Source organism: Parasphingorhabdus sp. SCSIO 66989 (assembly GCF_032852305.1).
GTDB lineage: Bacteria > Pseudomonadota > Alphaproteobacteria > Sphingomonadales > Sphingomonadaceae > Alterisphingorhabdus > Alterisphingorhabdus coralli.
In genome coordinates, this window is record NZ_CP136594.1 from 589,330 (window position 1) to 607,560 (window position 18,231).

Consider the following 18,231-nt stretch of genomic DNA (forward strand, 5'->3'; position numbering starts at 1 on the left):
CGTGTTTCAAGCTAAGTGAAAAACGATCTAGACCGCATATAACCTAAAGAGCCAGAGCCAGTTCCGTCGCTTCGGCAATGGCGCGTTTGGCATCCAGTTCGACCGCCTCATGCGCACCACCGATAAGTTGCGCGGAGATACCACGCGCCAGCAGCGCATCATAGAGCGTCCGCTCTGGCTCCTGCCCGGCGCAGATAATCACGGTATCTACGTCGAATAGCCTTGGTTCATCGCCGATCAGCGTGTGCAGGCCTGCATCGTCGATCTTGAGATAAGTGACACCGCCCAGCACCTGCACACCACGCCGCGCTAGCGACAAGCGGTGCGTCCAGCCGGTCGTGCGGCCAAGCGATCTGCCAGGCTTGCTGTCGCGGCGCTGCAATAGGAAAACCTCGCGGTCGGCTTGGTTGATGTGCTTCTTGACACCGGAGACGCCGCCGCGCGGGTGGTTGGCGAAATCGACGCCCCATTCGCGGCAGAATGTGGGAATATCCATCGCTGCCGATGGCCCGGCATGGGTGATAAGCGTGGCGACATCGAAACCGATGCCACCCGCCCCCATGATCGCGACGCGTCGACCGATTGGCTTGCGACCAACTATGGCATCGATATAGCCAATGGCTTTGGGGTGATCGATCCCGGCGAGATCAGGGACGCGCGGGCGTATGCCGGTTGCAATGATGACTTCGTCATAGCCGCCAGCCGCCAGCATTTCGGCATCGGCACGGGTATTCAGCTTCAAGCTGATATCAAGCTTGTCGATCATCCGGGCGAAATAGCGCAGCGTCTCGTGAAACTCCTCCTTGCCCGGAACCCTTTTGGCGAGGTTGAACTGACCGCCAATTTCGCTGGCCGCATCATAGATGGTGACCTGATGGCCACGCTCCGCCGCTTCTACCGCGAATGCGAGCCCGGCTGGTCCAGCACCCACTACGGCAAGGTTGCGCGCTACCTTTGCCGGTTTCGCCTCCAGCAAGGTCTCGTGACAGGCTCTGGGATTGACAAGGCACGAAGTGAGTTTGCCGCTAAAGGTGTGATCGAGACAGGCCTGATTACAGGCGATGCAGGTATTGATCTCGTCTTCGCGACCTTCAAACGCTTTGTTCACCAGATCGGCATCGGCCAGCATCGGCCGCGCCATCGAGACGAGATCGGAATGACCGGCGGCAAGCACCTCTTCAGCGACTTCGGGCATGTTGATGCGGTTCGAGGTGATCATCGGCACTGAAACATGTTTGCGAATGCGCCCTGTCACCTCGGCAAAGGCAGCGCGCGGGACCATTGTGGCGATGGTCGGCACCTGCGCTTCGTGCCAGGTGAAATGGGTGCTGATGATGTTCGCTCCGGCGGCTTCAATCGCCTTGGCAAGTTGGATCACCTCGTCTCCCGACATGCCTTCTTCCAGCATGTCCATTGCCGGTATGCGAAAGATGAGGATGAAATCATCGCCCACGGCTGCGCGTGTCCGTCGGACCGTTTCAACAGGGAAGCGCATCCGGTTCTCGAAATTGCCGCCCCATTCATCATCGCGTTGATTGGTCTTTTCGACAAGAAAGGTGGAGAGCAGATAGCCGGCCGAGCCGATGATCTCTACGCCATCATAGCCCGCCGCCTTTGCCTGCATCGCACAGTTGGTGAAATCGGCCAGCTGCTTCTCAATACCCTCACTGTCCAGTTCATTGGGGATGAAGCGACCGATGCGCGACCGTATGGCCGATGGTGCCACGCAGTCCGGCGTATTCGCCAGCGCTCCGGCATGCAGGATTTGCATGATGATCTTCACCTCCGGGTCTGTAGCGTGCACTGCCTTGGTCACGATGCTATGACGGGCTGCCTCTTCCGGGGTAGAGAGCTTGGCACCGCCGCCGCCTTCATGGTTGGGGGCGATGCCGCCGGTGATGATCATGCCCACCCCGCCACGGGCGCGGGCCGAGAAAAACGCGGCCATTCGCTCAAATCCGCCCTCAATATCCTCAAGGCCGGTGTGCATCGATCCCATAAGGATGCGATTCTTCAAGCGGGTGAACCCCAGGTCAAGCGGCGAGAAGGTGCGCGGATAGCGTGGATGTGCATCCGAAGCTTCATGCTTAGTCGCGGTGGCAGCCATTGTTAAACTCCTCTACCCATGGGCCTAGTATGGTTTCTAACGCCAACTGCTTGCCCGGTGGCGCTGGCAGGCCTGAGTCCAACCGGACAACGTATAGCCAGGCTAATTGCTCCAACCGCCATCGATGATATGCGGCTGGCCAGTGGTGTAGCTGGCCTCTTCCGAGGCGAGATAGACTGCAAGCACTGCCACCTCTTCCGGCTTGCCGAGCCGCCCCATTGGCTGGCGAGCAATAAATGCGGCACGCGCAGCCACCGGATCAGGCTGGGCGTTGATACGGCCTTCGAGCGACGGGGATTCGACAGTGCCAGGGCAGATCGCATGGGCGCGAATACCGGCGGCCACATAATCGGCAGCGATTGCCTTGGTCAGGCCAATGACAGCGGCTTTGGTGGCGCCATAGGCAAAACGGTTCGGTACACCGCGGATCGATGAGGCAACCGAGGCCATGTTGATGATGGTGCCACTCCCGCGTTCCAGCATCCCCGGCAGGGCAGCACGAATGGTGCGCACCATGCTGGTGACATTGAGGTCCCAGCTAAACTCCCAATCGCTATCACCCATTTCGAGGATCGTGCCGTGATGCACAAAGCCGGCGCAGTTAAAGAGTATATCTGGCGCCGCCCCGGCGAGCGCCGCTGCCACCGCTGCGCCGTCACGTACATCCAGCCGGGCTGTCGCTATCGCCGGTGCCTCTTGCTTGAGGCTGGCAAGCGCATCTTCATCGATGTCGGTGGCGGTCACCAAGGCACCTTCGCGCGCAAATGCCAGCGCGGTTGCTCGTCCGATACCTGCGCCTGCCGCCGTGACGAACGCACGCTTTTCAGCCAATCGACCCATTTCCTGTCCTTTCGATATCTGATTATTTTCTGGCGCCCCGGCCCATGGCCATCAGTCGCTTTGCCTCAGTCCATATGAAAAACGCATTCCATCTCGGACCACCACTCTTCTGGCTCTGCCGTTGGCCAGGGGGTCTGACAGGGATCGGTGAAGGTCCACCACCGCTGGGTCTCCGGGTCGGCGGCAACCTTTGCCATATCGGCGTCCCAGTCATCGCCCGTATATTCAAGATAGCCGAACAGCACGTCGTCCTTCAGGAAGATCGAGTAGTTGGAGACATTGGCCGCCTTGAGCGCGGCGATGACGCCCGGAAAGGGGTTGGCATGGAGCGCCTTATACTCCTCCAGCTTTTCCGGCTTGACCCGGATCACCATTGCGCGTCGCTGCATCACTGCTCCTCCAGCTTGTAAAACCGCCGGGCGGAGTCGCCCAGCACATCTGCCTGTTGCTCCTGGTCGAGATCGGCGAGCAGGGTGTGGCTTGCCTCGACCCAGCTATCGTAATCGCTGGCGAGATTCAGCACCGGCCAATCGCTGCCCCACATCACGCGCTCTGGCCCAAAGGCCTCGAGCACGATGTCGACAACCGGGCGCAGATCATCAAGACACCAATCGGTCGCGGCCTCGGTGACAAGGCCGGATAGCTTGCAGTGCGTAACCCCGTCGGCCGCCACTGCCCTCAGGTCGCGCGACCAGTTCTTCAGGTCGCCCGATGCAATATCGGGTTTCGCCGCATGGTCGATGACGATGCGCAGGCTTGGATGACGTTCTCGCAGAATGACGAGGCGAGAAAGGTGGCGCGGGCGAATCAGCGCATCAAGCGCCAGTCTGTGGTGCGCCATTGCCGCGAGCGCGGGCTGTACCTGCGGCGCTAATATGGCATCGTCATCAGCCAGATCCTGCAGCATCGGGCGCAGACCCACCAGAAGCGGATCTGATGCGAGCGCAGCGATTCGGATCGGCGCGTCGACCGCCTCCAGGTTGGTCCAGCCGACCACGCCACGGATTAACGGATGGTCGCGAGCCAGTGACAGCATAAACTCTGTTTCCGCATCGGTCGGTGCGGCCTGCACCAGCACAGTGCCGACAATTGCATGGTTGGTGAGGATCGGCGCAAGATCATCCGGCAGAAAGTCTCGCCACAGCGGCCTCATTTCCGGCGTCAGCCAGTCATAATCGCCGCGGTCACGGCGCCAGAAATGCTGATGGGCGTCGATGCGCATAGTTCGCTCCTTCAGCTCAATCCGGCACCGGGGCATCGGCGCGGATCAGCCCTTCCTCCCTCATATCGGCCCATAAAGCCGCCGGGATCGGGTGAGCGATATGGTCTATATTGGCAGTCATCTCCGCCGCCGAGCGGGCACCCGGGATAACACTGGCGACCGCAGGATGGGCAAGCGGGAATTGCAGCGCCGCCGCAGGCAGCGGCACATTGTGGCGTTCGCAAATGACCGTAAGTGCCTGCACACGGGCAGCCACGGCTGGTGGCACTGCGCCATAGTCATAATGGGGGTTGCCCGCGAGCACCCCGGAATTGAACGGTCCCCCCACAACCACCTGCACAGCGCGCGATTGGCACAGCGGCAGCAGGTCATCCAGAGGGGCTTGCTCCAGCAGCGTGTAGCGCCCCGCCAAAAGGATGATATCAAGATCAATCTCCTCGAGTACCTCGAGACAGATCGCAACTTCGTTGACGCCCAGTCCTACGGCGCGTGTGACACCACGTTCTTTCATTTTCGCCAGCGCCGGGAAGGCCCCTTCCATGGCAATTGCGAACTGGCGCGCATGGTCGTCACCATGGGTTAGCGCACCAAGGTCATGGACGAGAAGCATGTTGACACTGTCAACACCCAGCCGAGAGAGGCTTTCGGCAACCTGCTGCTCCACCGCTGCTGCAGAATAATCGAAATAGGGTCGGGCCAGGCCAGCATCGACAAAACCGGTATCCCCTGGCGCTTCGCCATGGGCAAGGCTGCGGCCAACCTTGGTCGACAGCATTGGCCGTTCTGACAGTCCATTGAGAAACGCACCCAGCCGGTTCTCGGACAAGCCATGGCCATAAAAGGGAGCCGTGTCGAACAGGCTGACGCCTCCGGTAGCGGCGGCTTGCAGCGTCGTCTGGGCGTCAGCATCGCTGATCGGTGCATAGAGGTTGCCCAGCGTCGCACATCCCATGCCGAGGGTGGGTAAAACCAGAAATGGCTTTTCATCTGTGAAATATTGGTTCACAGTTGATTAGAAGCATGGCTGTCAGCAGGAGGCAACAAAAAACACCATCTGTGCTGGCTTTAGAAGTTTTTTTCATAGAGGGACTTGCCGAAACACCGATTTATGGGTGAAATAGCAAATCATCTATATGATTGCAGGGACAATTATAATGAATCTTAATGAAGGCGGAGCACGGTTGCGAACCGGACTTACCCCGGAGCCGGTGATCGTCAGTGCCACAACGGCTGACATCCGGTTTCCGACTTCGCGTTTCCTTGACGGATCAGACGCGATGAATCCGGACCCCGACTATTCGGCCGCCTATGTCACGCTGTCTGCTGATGGGCTGGAAGGCCATGGCCTTGCCTTCACGCTGGGGCGTGGCACCGATCTGGTCGTAGCCGCGATTGAGGCGTTGCTGCCGCAGGTTATCGGACGCAGCCTGGATGGTATCGAGAATGATCTCGCCGGTTTTTGGCGCAGCCTGGTGGGGGATAGTCAGTATCGCTGGCTCGGCCCGGAAAAGGGCATCATCCACCTCGCCACCGCTGCTATTGTCAACGCAGTCTGGGACATGCTGGCGCGGCGCGCGGGCAAACCGTTATGGCGCTATCTGGCCGATATGCCACCGGAGCAGGTCGTTTCAGCGATTGATTTCCGTCATATCGCCGATGCTTTGCCGCCAGAGCTTGCACTCGACCTGTTGAACCGGAATCTTGCAGACAAGCCAGCACGCATCGCCCGGCTGGAAGCGGAAGGCCATGCCGCCTATACGACATCTGCCGGCTGGCTCGGCTATGATGACGACAAGATCCGTGATCTGGCCGGTAAGGCCATTGCCGATGGCTGGTCCGCGATCAAGATGAAGGTGGGCGGCAATCTTGCCGACGATATCCGCCGCTGTGCTGTGCTGCGCGAGGTACTTGGTCCTGACCGCCTTTTGATGATCGACGCCAATCAGGTCTGGGATGTCGACCAGGCCATCGACTGGGTCAAAGCGCTGGCTGACTATAATCCCTATTGGATCGAGGAGCCGATTAGCCCCGATGACATATTGGGACATGGCCGCATCCGGCAAGCAGTAGCCCCCATTCGGGTCGCCACGGGGGAGCACTGCCACAATCGCGTGATGTTCAAGCAGTTCCTGCAAGCGGATGCTATTGACGTGGTACAGGTGGATGCGTGCCGCCTCGGCGGTGTCAACGAGGTTCTGTCGGTGTTGCTGCTTGCTGCGGCGTTTGACAAGCCGGTATGCCCACATGCCGGAGGCGTTGGCCTGTGCGAATATGTGCAGCATATCAGCTTTTTCGATGCGGCAGCCGTCGCCAGCAGTGCTGAAGGCCGCATGATCGAGCATGCCGGTCATCTGCACGAGCATTTCATTGACCCCATCCGCATTCGCGCCGGTCGTTACCTCGCGCCCGAGCTGCCGGGCTATAGTGTCGAGATGAAGCCCGCCTCGCGCGCCGAATATGCCTTCCCAAACGGCAGCACCTGGCAATCCTGAGCAAGCGCCCCGGTCAGGCCTGAACGGTGCGTTGCCGCTGTTCTCCCAGACCCGAAATGCCCAGCCAGACCTCCTGCCCGGGGCGCAGATAGATTGGCGGGCTTTGGCCGAGGCCAACACCGGGCGGCGTCCCGGTCGAAATGATATCGCCTGTTTGCAGCGTCATGAACTGGCTAATATAGGCAATCAGAAACGCGACGCCATAGACCATCGTGCGGGTATTGCCGTTCTGGTAGCGATGGCCATCAACCTCCAGCCATATGTCGAGCGCTTGCGGGTCCGGCACATCGTCCGGGGTTACGAGATAGGGGCCGATCGGGCCAAAGCTGTCATGGCTCTTGCCCTTTACCCACTGCCCCTGATGCTCCATCTGGAACGCGCGCTCCGATACGTCATGGACCACACAATAACCAGCGACATGTGATAGCGCGTCTTCCTCGCGCACATATTTGGCTGGCTTGCCGATAACGACCCCCAGTTCGACCTCCCAGTCTGTCTTGGTTGAACCCCGGGGAATCTCCAGATTATCATTCGGACCGCATATGGCGTTTACGCCTTTCATAAAGAGCACCGGCTCGGATGGCACTTCGGTGCCGGTTTCTGCGGCATGATCAGCATAGTTGAGGCCGACACAGATGAACTTCGGCACTTGGCCGACGCACGCGCCGAAGCGGAATCCCGGTGTGACTTCGGGTAGATCGAGAAGGTTAACATTGCGCAGTTGCTCAAGCCCTGCTGGCAACAGTGTTGCGCCACCAATATCATCAATGACACCGGAGATATCACGATGACTGCCATCAGGAGCAACCATGCCAGGCTTTTCAGCGCCGGGCATACCATGACGAAAAAGCTTCATGCCAGATTCTCCATATCGGGTGCTACAGGCTCAAAGCGAGCCGGGTCACAATCAAACTCGAGTACCAAAACCGTGGCAACAGGATCGCGATATGCTTCCGGCACGTCGATCATCACCTCGCCCATGCCATCGATATCCATCAGTTCATCCATCACCGGCACGCGGATTTCATAGGGTAGCGCCTCGCTATGGCCGAGGATGCGCACTTGCTGCAGGTGGTGGACCGGAACGCCGCGAACCGAAACTGGTGCCACCGGCTGCATGAGCAGGTGACAATAAAGCATCTGCCCTTTCAATGTTGTCGGCCCGTGAAACTGCCATGGCTTAAGGCCTGCACTGGACCCGATGATCGCTTCCCCGTTCCGCTCCATCCAGCGTTGAAAATGCGCCAGGCGATCCGCTTGTGGCTGTGGGATATGCCCGTCACCATCGGGGCCGATATTCAGCAGCAGATTGCCTCCCTTGCCGGCGACTTCGCACAAAGTGTGTATCAATGTTGCTGGTGATTTGTAGTGATCATCGATCGCATTGAAGCCCCAGCTCTTATTCATCGTCAAACAGGTTTCCCAAGGTCCTGGCGGCGGCTCGGGCGGCACGAACTGCTCGGGTGTGTCAAAATCACCATGGTTAGGGAGGCGGTTATTGATCAGTATATCGGGCTGAAGTTGGCGGATAAGCTGCTCAAGCCCGTCAACATCCCACATTTCAGGGCTGCGCTCCCAAGCACCATCGAACCAGATGGTTTCAATCGTGCCATAATCGGTCAGCAATTCCGTGATCTGACCGCGCAAATAGGCCTGATATTCCGCCAAACCCTCCGCGGTTGGCGCTGGATATTGGCCGAAGACATAGGGCCGCATCGCGTCGGTAAAAGGCGGATAGGCGGGGTGATGCCAGTCCGGCAGCGAATAATAGAGGCCAATCTTCAGGCCGTGACGTCGACAAGCAGCGACGAATTCACCGACAATATCCACGCCCGGCGCAGTTCTGGCTACGCCATAGTCGCCATAGCTGCTTGGCCACAGCGCGAAGCCGTCATGATGCCGGGTGGTGAGGACAGCATAGCGCATTCCCGCGGCTGCCGCCGCTGCTATCCATTCTTCCGGCGCAGCCGGGTTTGGCTGCCATGTCTCGGCATTGGCATGATAGGTGTCGGCAGGGATATCCTGGCCGAGCGGCAGGCCCACCACCCCGCCTACAAGCGGCCAACTCGCTTCCCAGCCAGCCTGCGCCCACGGCCCCCAATGCACGAACAGGCCAAAGCGGGCCGGCTCGAACCAATGTTCTGTACGAGGCATGGCTTTTTCTTTCTTCTCGTGGCGAGCGGTTATGTCGCCTGTCTTAAGTAAACAGTCGGCTCGCTGATATGCTCATGAATAATATAGCGTATTGATAGCGCTGACTCAGACCGCTTCTGCCGGGATCCAGTTGCCGTGAAAGCCCAAGGGCACCAATTGCGGCAGCGGTATCGTTGCAACCGGGTCTGCAGAAACGTCTTTAGCATCGAGCACCACAAAATCGGTGTGGTTGCGACTGACATCCAGCACATAGCCAATCATCCAACCGTCATTCTCGGCTGAATCCGGGCTGCGCGGCACGAAGACGAACTCGCCCGGAATGCAATCGGCGCCGAAATCGTGAACTTTGCGCTCGCCCGTCTCCATATCATGGGCAATCACACCGGAAAATGGCGGGCCGCGTCCCTCATCCAAAGTAACGGTATAGGCATAGCGATAGGGCTTTCCGGTCAGACGTTCATCATATCGCGGAAATTCCTGCGGCACGCTGTCCGTGACCTGACGATCGACGGTCTTCGCCCCCAGATCGCATGTCCAGCGCTCGAAGGTAACCTTGGATCCGCCCGGCTCCTCAGTGCCCTCGGCGAACAGCCGGTCATGCACCGCGACATCGACTACAACCCGACCATCAGGCAGGTCATAGGCGTTGCAGGGATGGAAAACATAGCCGGGCTCGACCGAGCACCAGATAATCTCGTCTGCTGTGCCTTCGCGCGGCAACAGACCCACACGTGCGGGGTGCTCCTCAGGATTCCAGACATAGGGCACGCTCATCCCGGCCTTTGCTGTTTCAACCGAAAAGGTAACCGGCATATCGAAGATGAGGACAAACCGCTCGGTCAGCGCACAATCATGGATCATCGGTCCGCCTGACATGGGAATCTTCATTTCCCTGCGGACCAACCCGTCCTGCCCAATGACCACATGGCGGATAAACTCCATATTGCCGGCATCATAGCAAATCGCATGCAGTTCGCCGGTGTCAGGGTCAGGATGGGGGTGGGCGGTAAATCCACCCAATTTCAGGCTGCCATCAAGGTCGGTATACGCCTTTGTACCCAGCAAAGAGTCGACCTCCACCGGATAGCCACCCGCTTCAATCAGCGCCAATATCTTACCCGCATGGCTGATGACATTGGTATTGACGGTATCGCCCCGCTCATGGCGCGGTCCGGGAGCCGGGGGTTCGCCCAGTACCTCGCTGACTTGATTGGAGCGGATGTAGCGGTTGCGATACCATAACGCCTTGCCATCCTTGATCCGCACAGCATGAATCATCCCATCGCCGGCAAACCAGTGATGGGTGCTGCCATCGGGCGGGGTGATCGGATTGGGGCCGATCCGCATATAGGTGCCGTCGAGGCTGGCCGGGAGTTCACCGTTTACCGGCAACCCCTCCACGATCAGTTCGTCTCGTATCGGTGCATAAGGCCCTTCGAGATAAGGGTTAGTTTGATCGGATGGCTTATCGGCTATCTGTTCAATGCTGTTCATGTCATCACCTCTCTGATCGTGCTAGCTATCATCGTCCTTGGAAAAACAGAGACAAGGCCGTAATCCATACGGCCTTGCCCCAGGGGGTGGGACCAAGTCGTCGAAGATATGGCCCGACTGATCGTCCATCAGAAGCTTACACCGAGCCTGACGCCATAGGTGCGGCCCAGATTTGGCGTACCATTTGCCCACAAATTCGCGACCGGCGCAAATGTCTGGAAGAAACGCTCGTCGGTCAGGTTGCGACCATAGACACTGGCCCGTACTTCCCTGCCACCAGCATCGAAGGTGAGGCCGATCTGCCCATCAAGCAGGCCAAAGTCGTCGATGAAGCCACGCGGATCATTAATCAATGGCGACGGCCCGCCGCCATCAAAACGCGGTCCCAGATGGAAGAAATAGCTGTCTGTCCAGCGATAGGTGACCAGCGCATCAAGCGCGACATTGTCGGTCACTTGGGTTTCGTACTGCACCGTGCCTGAAACCTGAAATTCGGGCGCATTGCGCGGTTCCACAAAATCCGTGACGTCAAAATCGTTGAAGATGAAGTCACGGTACCGTGCGTTGAGATAGCCGCCGGTGCCCGAGACAGTCAGACCTTCGGCCACCACCGCCATGATCTCTGCCTCAATGCCCCAATACCGCACTGCAGCGGCGTTGGTGACAGTGGTGATCGTCGCGCCGGTTTCGGGATTGCGGCGGATCACTTCTTCCTGCTTATCAGTATAGTCGGTCAGGAAACCGGCGAGGTTGAAGCGCAGCCTGCGATTAAACCATTCGCTTTTGAGGCCCAGCTCATAGGTATCGACCAGCTCGGGATCATAAGGCCCGATCGTCTCTGTACTGTTGCCACGACCATTGAAGCCACCCGATCGGAAGCCCTGGCTGTACGAAGCGTAGATCAGCATATCCTCACGCGGCTGGTAATCAATCGCGATGCGCGGCGTGAACTGGCTCCAGCCCTGGGTATCGGCAGCAACATTGTCAAAGCCTTCTGTCTCGGGAAAGAAGCCGCCGCCCGTCTGATTAAAGCCATTGCGATAGATAAAGTCTTTATACTCATAGGTATAGCGCCCACCCAGAGATATGCGCAACTCATCGGTTACGCGATAGTCGCCGGTGAGATACGCGCCGAAGCTGTAAGTGGTTTGCTGGCGGTCCACGATCTCCACCGTGTCAGGCGGGAAACCCAAGAGTTCGAAGACGAACAGCGAGTTGGCCCCGTCCTGATAGTCAACAAATTGGCCAAACAGTCCGCCGAGAATCCTCAACCTGTCATTCACTGTCCAATTGGCACGAAACTCTTGCATGAACTGACGTTCGGTCACCGGCTGGATACTCGCGAATGTCGGGATCGGGACACCATCAAAATCCGTTTGCTTGTCTTCCTCGAAAAGGTTGAAGCCACTGATTGATGTGATGTCGACATCGCCAGCAGTAATGTTGGCTGTCAAGTTGACAGAATGAGTCGTGGTGCGCAGGAAAGTCGGCGTGTCCTGATTGGTGCGGCTAAGATCCTGATTGGGGTCAGCGCAGCGCGGCATGTCGGTGACAACAACGCCGATGCACATCAGCTCGGTTGGGTTCGAGCGATTGAACAGCACACCCCAATCGCCTTCATTGCGCAGATAATCATATTGCAGCAATATCTCGACATCATCGGAAGGCGTGAAACGCAGCGAAGGTGACACTACCAGAAGATCGACGAAGCCACGATTCTCGCCATTAAAGTCGTTGGTGAACTGGCCATCATTGGTGACACTGTTAACCGCAATGCGCGCATCGATTTTGCCAGGCACAATCGGACCGGTCAGCGATCCGCGCAGGTTAAACTCTCCGAAATTGCCCACAGTGACCTGCGCTTCCCCAGCAAATTCGTCTTTGGGTTTGGGGCGCGTTATGTTGATGACGCCGCCAATACTGTTGGCACCGAACAACGTGCCTTGCGGCCCGCGCAGCACTTCGACACGTTCGACATCGACTACGTTCAACAGCTGGCCTGCTATCGATGAGCCAAAAATCACGCCGTCAACCACCAGCGAAACCGCAGGGCTAAAAGTACGGTCGAAATCCGCAGTGCCGACGCCGCGAATGAATATATTGGCGCCGCCAGCGGAAACGGCATTGGGATTGATCACCAGATTGGGCGTGACCATTTCGAGTCCCTTGACGTCGAGGATTTGGCGCTTGGCCAGTTCCTCGCCACTGACAACTGTTACCGCGATTGGCACATCTTGCAGGTTTTCCGTGGTTCGCCTGGCGGTCACGACAACCGTGTCAAGCATGTCGTCCCCAGCCTGGGACGAATCCTCTTCCATAGCATCATCATTGGCCTCTTGGCCGAACGCTGGCTGCGACAGTGCCAGCAATGAAACGAAACCCAGAACGGGTGCGTACCGATTGGTCATTTTTATCTGCCTCCATCTTCTCCCCACCCCGGAGACATCAAGATATGTTCCGGGGGCGCGTTCAGATGCACTGCAGCCGACTCTTTTGGCCGATCATAGGCGCAGCACAAGTGAACTGCTGTTTTAAGATTGCAACGGACTTGTAACTTGTGTCAAGTGCTCAATTGCGCAAATGCGTGTTTCTATGGAGGTGAGAATTGCAATTGAGAGCCGTGCATAGCTGCTGGACAAGGTGCTTCCGAAAAGGCTTGGTCCGGCCATGGTAATTGCAGAAGTCGCTGATTTTCGGGAGGCAGCGCGACGTCGCGTGCCGCACTTCCTGTTCGAATATATCGATGGCGGCAGCTATCAGCAGGTCACCTTAGGCCGCAATGTTGAAGACCTTGCAGATGTGACATTAGGGCAATGGGTTCTGCGCGATGTCTCCGAAGTTGATCCATCAATCACTCTGTTTGGCCAGCGACTCTCGCTGCCATTGGTGCTGGCACCGGTCGGGCTAGCCGGCCTCAATGCCCGCCGTGGCGAGGTCCAGGCGGCCCGAGCCGCCAACGTCGCCGGAGTCCCCTTATGTCTTTCGACCGTGTCCGCCTGCACTATTGAGGAGGTCGCGGCTGAGTCCGGTCAGCCACCGTGGTTTCAGCTCTATATGCTGCGCGACCGGGGGTTTGTTACGGCCATGCTCGATCGTGCAAAGGCCGCCAGTTGCCCGGCGCTTGTTTTTACCGTCGATCTCCCGGTTCCCGGCGCGCGTTATCGCGACCGGCGCTCCGGGCTGACCGGTGCTCCGGGCCTCTCCGGCCAGCTACAGCGCCTTGGCCAGGCGCTGGCGAAGCCGGGCTGGTGCTGGGATGTCGGATTGCGCGGTCGCCCGTTGACGCTCGGCAATGTTGCGGGCGTGTTGGGCTCCAGCGCGCCATTGAGTGACTTTCTCGGCTGGCTTGCTGACAATTTCGACCCGGCGGCGACATGGAAAGATCTGGAATGGGTACGCAGCCAATGGTCTGGCCCGCTTATCGTCAAGGGCATCCTCCATCCCGACGATGCGCGGGCCGCCCTTGCGGCCGGCGCTGATGGCATCGTGGTGTCCAACCATGGTGGCCGCCAGCTCGATGGTGCCATGTCTGCAGTGAAGGCACTGCCGGGCATTGTTGATACTGTTGGCGGCGACTTGGTAGTCTTGGCAGATGGCGGCGTGCGTTCGGGCCTCGATGTGCTGCGCTACCTGTCTCTGGGTGCCGATGCCGTACTTGCAGGGCGCCCATGGGTTTGGGCATTGGGGAGTGCAGGCGAGCGCGGCGTGGCACAATTGATCGCAATGCTCGATGCCGAATTACGCGCCGCTATGGCGCTTACCGGAGAAACGCGGCTCGCTGCGGGGTCGGGAAAATAGACCAGACTTGCTGCGCAAAATTGCTAAGTCATTGAAAATGGAGCGGGCGAAGAGATTCGAACTCTCGACCCCAACCTTGGCAAGGTTGTGCTCTACCCCTGAGCTACGCCCGCTCGGCGGCTGATTATTTGTACCAGTGATTCTGGCCCATCAGCAGGTGAGGGCGCGCGGTTAGCATGCGTTTTTCGGTCCCGCAAGAGGAATTTTTGCCGCCCTCACACCTTAATATAACAAATCCGGTCTTGGCATTGCCCGTGCGGCACCCAAAATGATAGGACAGACAAAAGCGCTCCCCCGGCCCCTCCGGGCGGCGGTGCAATGACAGGATTATTGAAGGAAAAATCTGTGGCCACACTCGGACTGACCGGCGATCAGCAGCAAGCCGTCGAAGAATTCAAGCGCGATATTGTCGAGCCGTCGATGACCAAGCTGGTCATCCTCGATTTCTGGGCCGAATGGTGCGGTCCATGCAAAGCGCTGACGCCGGTGCTGGAAAAGGTGGCCGCGGATTATGCCGATAAAGGCGTGGTGCTGGCCAAGATCAATGTCGATGAAAACAAGTTTATCGCCGGCCAGTTTCAGGTGCAGTCGATCCCGACGGTCTATGCGATTTTTCAGGGTCAGCCGGTCGCTAATCTGACCAATGCGCGCAGCGAGAGCCAGCTTAAAGGCGCGCTTGATGAACTGCTCTCCAAACTGCCGATACAGGCGGGCGGCGATGGCGAGGCAGGGCAGGATATAGCGCCACTGCTCGCAATGGGTGAGGAAGTTCTCGCCGGTGGCGATGCCAACCGCGCGGCGGGGATTTTCGGCCAGATTGTCGAGATGCAGCCGCAAAATGATGAGGCGGTCGGCGGTCTGGCGCGGGCGTTGCTGGCGGATAATCGCGTAACGGAGGCCAAGGCTATTCTTGAGGCTCTCCCCGAAGATCAGCGTGGAGGCGAGGCGGTTAAGCGGGCGCTGTCGGCGCTGGCGTTGGCCGAGGATGCCAATGCCGATCATGGTGACAGTGCCGCATTGGCGCAGCAGCTGGAGCGTGAGCCCGACAATCACGAAGTACGCCTCGATTATGCCAATGCTCTTTGGGGCGCGCAGGATCGCGATGGCGCGGTTGAGCAGCTTTTGACCATTATCCGCGCCGATAAGGACTGGAATGACGGCGCGGCGCGGCAGCGGCTGTTGCAGATTTTTGAGGCGGTGGGTTTGGAAGACCCCTGGGTTGCGGGCGCACGGCGCAAAATGTCCGCGGCGCTGTTCGGATGACTCAGATGACGGCCCAGCGTATCACCATCTTTCCTCTGCCCGGCGTTATCCTGTTTCCCGGACTACAGTTGCCGCTGCATATGTTTGAGCCGCGCTATAAGGCGATGGTCAGCGATGCCATGGCGCGCGACCGGCAGATCGGCATGATCCAGCCGCGCGAGCCCGAGCAGGAGGGCCAGCCACCGGCTTTGTTCGATATGGGGTGTCTCGGTCGCATCGCCGATGTCGAGGCGCTGGACGATGGCCGCTATAATGTGCTGCTCGATGGCATTGCGCGCTTCCGACTGGTGCGCGAGCTGGATGTCACCACGCCCTTCCGTCAGGTCGAGGGCGAGTTGATCGAAGAGGTCGAAGAAGCCCTGGCGGCTGCGGAACGCGCCGCGCTGGAGCAGGAAGCAAAGCGCTTTGCCAATGCCCAGGGCTATAGCGTCGACTGGGATTCGGTGGCGCGGCTCGATGATGTTTCCATGGTCAACGGTGTCGCTCAGATCGCCCCGTTTGACAGCGCCGCGAAGCAGGCATTGCTTGAAGCAGAAACCTTGTCACAGCGGACCGAGTTGCTGATCCAGCTGATGCAGTTTTTCGGCCGGCGTGATCGCGATGAGGACAGCGTGACGCTGCAATAAGGTTTGCAGTATCGAGAATATGCGTCGGCCCCGCGCAGGCGGGACCAAGGCTTTTGGCTCACACTAAGCCACGAGATCACAAAGAGATTGTGCGAACACGAGCCCTCTTTGCGCCTTTGCGTCTTTGCGTGATTATAAAAGAAGCCCTGGCCCCGCCTGCGCGGGGCCGACGAGGAAGTTTGAATCTTAACTGAAGAAACTGGCCTTCAGTCCATCAATCACAAATTGCGCTGCCAATGCGGCTAGGATCACACCGAGCAGTCGGGTAATCACCGTTTCCAGCCTTTGCCCCATCAGCTTGAGCAGCGGACCGGCGGCAAGCAGGGCGAGCAGGGTGACGATCAGCACCGACAATAGCGCGCCGCCGATCACCAGATGCTGTTCGAGCGAGGAATATTCGTTGAACAACAGCATGATGGTGGCGATGGATCCGGGTCCGGCGATCATTGGCATTGCCATCGGGAACACCGAGACATCTTCGACCTCTTGGTCGTCGACGATTTCCTGGGCGCGGTCCTCGCGGCGCTGGGTGCGTTTTTCAAACACCATTTCCAACGCGATGATAAACAGCATGATGCCGCCGGCGATGCGGAAGCTGTCGAGGGTGATCCCCAACGCGCCGAGCAGATTATTGCCGAATATCGCGAAGATGGCGAGGATTGCAGCGGAGATGATGATAGCGCGCACTGCCATATCGCGCCGCGCTTTGGCCGAAGCGCCGCCGGTCATGCTGGCATAGATCGGGGCGCAGCCGGGCGGATCGATCACCACGAAAAAGGTGACAAAGGCAGAGATAAACAGTTCGACCATGGCGCGCCTTACAGGCCTTCAGGATCAGCTAGGCCAGCGCGGCGACAGGCGGCGACCAGCGTATTGCGCATCAGACAGGCAATGGTCATCGGACCGACACCGCCCGGCACCGGGGTGATCGCGGCGACATCGGCACGCAGCGCTTCATCGGTGGCAACGTCACCAACCAGACGGCCTTTTTCCGCACCTTCGGCGGGCGGCAGGCGGTTAATCCCGACATCGATCACCACAGCGCCCGATTTCAGCCAGTCACCACGCACCATTTCCGCGCGGCCTACAGCGGCGACCACAATATCAGCACGGCGCACAACATCGGCAAGATTGCGGGTGCGACTATGCGCCAGGGTGACGGTGCAATTCTCGCGCAACAGCAACTGCGCCATCGGCTTGCCGACAATATTGGAGCGGCCCACCACCACGGCGTCCATGCCGCTCAAATCACCCAGCGCATGTTTGAGCAGCATAAGGCTGCCGAGCGGGGTGCAAGGCACCATCGCCTCTTCGCCAACGGCGAGCCGTCCGGCATTGACGACATGAAAGCCATCAACATCCTTGGCCGGATCAATCGCGGCAATGACGGCTTTATCGTCCATATGGTCGGGTAGGGGCAGCTGCACCAATATGCCGTCCACTGCATCATCAGTGTTAAGCTGATCAATCAGCGTCAGCAGGTCATCCTGCGATACGTTGGTATCGAGGCGATGCTCGAAGCTTTCCATGCCCGCGGCAATGGTCGCCTTGTGCTTGGAGCGGACATAGACCTGGCTTGCCGGGTCTTCGCCAACCAGCACCACGGCCAGCCCCGGAGAGCGCCCGGCCGCCTGTTGAAACGCCGGAACCGCATCGGCTACGCGCTGGCGCAGCTCGGCGGCAAAGGCTTTGCCATCAATGATTTGCGGCGATTTTTTCGCCTGAGTTTGTGCTGTCATTGCCTGTCACCCTGAAGGACAGACCCGGATAGTATCGCGGACGGTCTGAAATCACCGCGCCTTTAGCATCACATTGTCTGTGTGGCGACGGAAATCAGGACGCGTTGCAAAATATTCAGCCCGATGATCAGCACCAGCGGCGAAAAATCAATCGCGCCGGTATCCGGCATGATCTTGCGGATCGGGTTGAGGATCGGGTCAAGCAGCATATTCAGCGAGGAATAGATGGTCGAAACCGCCTGATTGCTCATCGACACGACATTGAACATGATCAGCAGGCCGATGATAAACTGGACGATGATAATCATCACCAGCACGTTCATCAAAATCTGCACTATTTCGATCAGAAGCAGCATGTGCGTATTTACTCCATTAAGGCGATTTCGCGCCGAACTACCGTTATGCGCCAGCCTCAGGTGTCTTGCCCTATTAATACTCTTTAGACATGCATCCATTAAGGTGCAATATCGTTCCGCAGTTTTTTCGACCGGCGACA

General features: G+C 58.6%; 16 protein-coding genes and 1 tRNA gene. 4 read left to right on the top strand and 13 right to left on the bottom strand.

Annotated elements, in window-relative coordinates; translation table 11 throughout:
- Positions 1 to 43: 43 nt before the first annotated feature.
- From RB602_RS02675 to RB602_RS02695, 5 genes are all read right to left on the bottom strand, one after another.
- Complete coding sequence (locus RB602_RS02675) at positions 44 to 2,107, bottom strand: NADPH-dependent 2,4-dienoyl-CoA reductase (RefSeq protein ID WP_317082715.1); 2,064 nt, start codon at positions 2,105 to 2,107, stop codon at positions 44 to 46.
- Between the two features lie 102 nt (positions 2,108 to 2,209).
- Positions 2,210 to 2,947 (bottom strand): SDR family oxidoreductase, encoded by a 738-nt coding sequence (locus RB602_RS02680; RefSeq protein ID WP_317082717.1) that lies wholly within the window; start codon positions 2,945 to 2,947, stop codon positions 2,210 to 2,212.
- Between the two features lie 65 nt (positions 2,948 to 3,012).
- Positions 3,013 to 3,336: an L-rhamnose mutarotase gene (locus RB602_RS02685; RefSeq protein ID WP_317082719.1), complete on the bottom strand. Its 324-nt coding sequence runs from the start codon at positions 3,334 to 3,336 to the stop codon at positions 3,013 to 3,015.
- Positions 3,336 to 4,169: an amidohydrolase family protein gene (locus RB602_RS02690; protein WP_317082722.1), complete on the bottom strand. Its 834-nt coding sequence runs from the start codon at positions 4,167 to 4,169 to the stop codon at positions 3,336 to 3,338. Before RB602_RS02690 ends, RB602_RS02685 begins: the two co-directional genes overlap by 1 nt.
- 16 nt (positions 4,170 to 4,185) lie before the next feature.
- Complete coding sequence (locus RB602_RS02695; protein WP_317082724.1) at positions 4,186 to 5,175, bottom strand: aldo/keto reductase; 990 nt, start codon at positions 5,173 to 5,175, stop codon at positions 4,186 to 4,188.
- A 148-nt stretch (positions 5,176 to 5,323) separates the two neighbouring features.
- Between RB602_RS02695 and RB602_RS02700 the strand changes: the two genes are divergently transcribed.
- Entirely contained in the window at positions 5,324 to 6,661 is a 1,338-nt protein-coding gene (locus RB602_RS02700) for an enolase C-terminal domain-like protein (RefSeq protein WP_317082726.1), read from the top strand.
- A 13-nt stretch (positions 6,662 to 6,674) separates the two neighbouring features.
- Here RB602_RS02700 and RB602_RS02705 read toward each other — a convergent pair whose 3' ends face one another.
- The 4 genes from RB602_RS02705 to RB602_RS02720 all read right to left on the bottom strand — a co-directional run bounded on the left by RB602_RS02705 (position 6,675) and on the right by RB602_RS02720 (position 12,717).
- The gene (locus tag RB602_RS02705; RefSeq protein WP_317082727.1) at positions 6,675 to 7,517 is read right to left on the bottom strand and encodes a fumarylacetoacetate hydrolase family protein; all 843 of its coding nucleotides are present in this window, start codon (positions 7,515 to 7,517) and stop codon (positions 6,675 to 6,677) included.
- Complete coding sequence (locus RB602_RS02710; protein ID WP_317082729.1) at positions 7,514 to 8,815, bottom strand: alpha-L-fucosidase; 1,302 nt, start codon at positions 8,813 to 8,815, stop codon at positions 7,514 to 7,516. The genes RB602_RS02705 and RB602_RS02710 overlap by 4 nt, the downstream gene beginning before the upstream one ends.
- Before the next feature lie 105 nt (positions 8,816 to 8,920).
- A complete protein-coding gene (locus RB602_RS02715; protein ID WP_317082730.1) occupies positions 8,921 to 10,309 on the bottom strand; it encodes a carotenoid oxygenase family protein in 1,389 nt (462 codons plus the stop codon).
- A gap of 128 nt (positions 10,310 to 10,437) precedes the next feature.
- Positions 10,438 to 12,717: a TonB-dependent receptor gene (locus RB602_RS02720; protein ID WP_317082731.1), complete on the bottom strand. Its 2,280-nt coding sequence runs from the start codon at positions 12,715 to 12,717 to the stop codon at positions 10,438 to 10,440.
- Positions 12,718 to 12,976: 259 nt separating this feature from the next.
- Here RB602_RS02720 and RB602_RS02725 point away from each other — a divergent pair, with 259 nt between their 5' ends.
- Complete coding sequence (locus RB602_RS02725) at positions 12,977 to 14,107, top strand: L-lactate dehydrogenase (RefSeq protein ID WP_317082732.1); 1,131 nt, start codon at positions 12,977 to 12,979, stop codon at positions 14,105 to 14,107.
- A 38-nt stretch (positions 14,108 to 14,145) separates the two neighbouring features.
- Here RB602_RS02725 and RB602_RS02730 read toward each other — a convergent pair.
- Positions 14,146 to 14,220 (bottom strand) — tRNA-Gly (locus RB602_RS02730).
- A gap of 232 nt (positions 14,221 to 14,452) precedes the next feature.
- Between RB602_RS02730 and RB602_RS02735 the strand changes: the two genes are divergently transcribed.
- A complete protein-coding gene (locus RB602_RS02735; RefSeq protein ID WP_317082734.1) occupies positions 14,453 to 15,370 on the top strand; it encodes a tetratricopeptide repeat protein in 918 nt (305 codons plus the stop codon).
- Positions 15,367 to 15,996: an LON peptidase substrate-binding domain-containing protein gene (locus tag RB602_RS02740; RefSeq protein ID WP_317082736.1), complete on the top strand. Its 630-nt coding sequence runs from the start codon at positions 15,367 to 15,369 to the stop codon at positions 15,994 to 15,996. Before RB602_RS02735 ends, RB602_RS02740 begins: the two co-directional genes overlap by 4 nt.
- A gap of 186 nt (positions 15,997 to 16,182) precedes the next feature.
- Here the strand turns inward: RB602_RS02740 and RB602_RS02745 are convergent, their stop codons facing one another.
- The 3 genes from RB602_RS02745 to RB602_RS02755 all read right to left on the bottom strand — a co-directional run bounded on the left by RB602_RS02745 (position 16,183) and on the right by RB602_RS02755 (position 18,091).
- Positions 16,183 to 16,806 (bottom strand): MarC family protein, encoded by a 624-nt coding sequence (locus RB602_RS02745; RefSeq protein WP_317082738.1) that lies wholly within the window; start codon positions 16,804 to 16,806, stop codon positions 16,183 to 16,185.
- Between the two features lie 8 nt (positions 16,807 to 16,814).
- Entirely contained in the window at positions 16,815 to 17,735 is a 921-nt protein-coding gene (folD, locus tag RB602_RS02750) for a bifunctional methylenetetrahydrofolate dehydrogenase/methenyltetrahydrofolate cyclohydrolase FolD (RefSeq protein WP_317082740.1), read from the bottom strand.
- A 68-nt stretch (positions 17,736 to 17,803) separates the two neighbouring features.
- A complete protein-coding gene (locus RB602_RS02755; RefSeq protein ID WP_317082742.1) occupies positions 17,804 to 18,091 on the bottom strand; it encodes a YggT family protein in 288 nt (95 codons plus the stop codon).
- Positions 18,092 to 18,231 lie beyond the last annotated feature (140 nt).